At 49.2% G+C, this 1,013-nt stretch carries 2 protein-coding genes; one reads left to right on the top strand and one right to left on the bottom strand.

The window, feature by feature from the left end:
- Positions 1–242: hypothetical protein (locus Q2J39_RS10750; RefSeq protein ID WP_300925560.1), on the bottom strand; the 242-nt coding region annotated here is incomplete at its 3' end.
- Between the two features lie 60 nt (positions 243–302).
- Between Q2J39_RS10750 and Q2J39_RS10745 the strand changes: the two genes are divergently transcribed.
- Entirely contained in the window at positions 303–851 is a 549-nt protein-coding gene (locus tag Q2J39_RS10745) for an energy-coupled thiamine transporter ThiT (protein WP_230267520.1), read from the top strand.
- Positions 852–1,013 lie beyond the last annotated feature (162 nt).

Below are 1,013 nucleotides of genomic sequence, written 5' to 3'. Positions count from 1 at the left end.
ACTAGAAAGGCAAGGCACTGCTCACTTGTGAAGCTTAAGTGAACAGCATTGGGAAAACGCACAGAGAAAAGGAAGAATTGAATGCGAACGTGTCCAATTTCAGGCGCCCGTCCTCTTTGCGTATTACAATACGTCTGTTCGTTCGCTGCTCGATTGAATGGTCCAGAATAAGGAAGAGAATTCTTTTCAGGCGCAAAGGAAAAGCGTTCAGCCTTCTTCTGGTATTTCGCTCTCTGGTGCACGAACGGCGTGCAGTCATGAAAATCCGGCTTTCTTCTGCGTATAAAAAGGAGAAAACGAAAATGTCTGATCGTTCAAAAACGAGTGTCCGCAAGGACAGCAAATTTACCACCCGAAGCATCGCCTACATGGCCATGTATCTGGCGCTGTTTTTTGTTCTCGACTACCTGAGCAATACCCTGCCGCTCTTCCGTATGCCGCAGGGCGGAACGCTCGGTCTGGGAACTATCGCGCTTCTTCTGGCCAGCTATCATCTCGGCTGGCAGCTTGGTCTGATTACCGCCATGCTTTCGGTTCTGATTCAGTTTGTTACCGGACAGATGTATATTCTGGGCTTTACACAGTTTCTGCTCGATTATTTCATCGCCTTTTCCGTGTACGGCATCGCATGCCTGTTCCCAAACTGGAAGTACTTTTATTCCGGTGTGCTGATCACCAACCTGATCCGCTTTCTGTCCTCGACCATTTCCGGCGTTGTCTTCTACGGCGTTACCTGGTGGGGATCCATCGTCTATCAGTCTTCCTATATGATTCCGACCCTGATCGTCGATCTGATTCTCGTTCCGCTGCTCGTTCGCGCGCTGTCCAAACGAGTTTCCTTCCACGTTTAGAAAAACGGTATCGGCAGACCCGGCGTTTCAAACTTACCCATGGTCTGCAGACAGCCAGGACGGATCTTCCCGATCCGTTCTGGCCTTTTTCTTTGTTCGATGCAGAAGGCAATGCTGTTCACTTAAGCTTCACAAGCTCACTTACAAATCAGGTTAGTTCCT

Origin of the sequence: uncultured Allobaculum sp., assembly GCF_948576815.1 — a bacterium.
GTDB classification, from domain to species: domain Bacteria; phylum Bacillota_I; class Bacilli_A; order Erysipelotrichales; family Erysipelotrichaceae; genus Allobaculum; species Allobaculum fili.
Note: the sequence above shows the minus strand (reverse complement) of the source record. Positions and strands in the feature narration are given on the sequence as shown.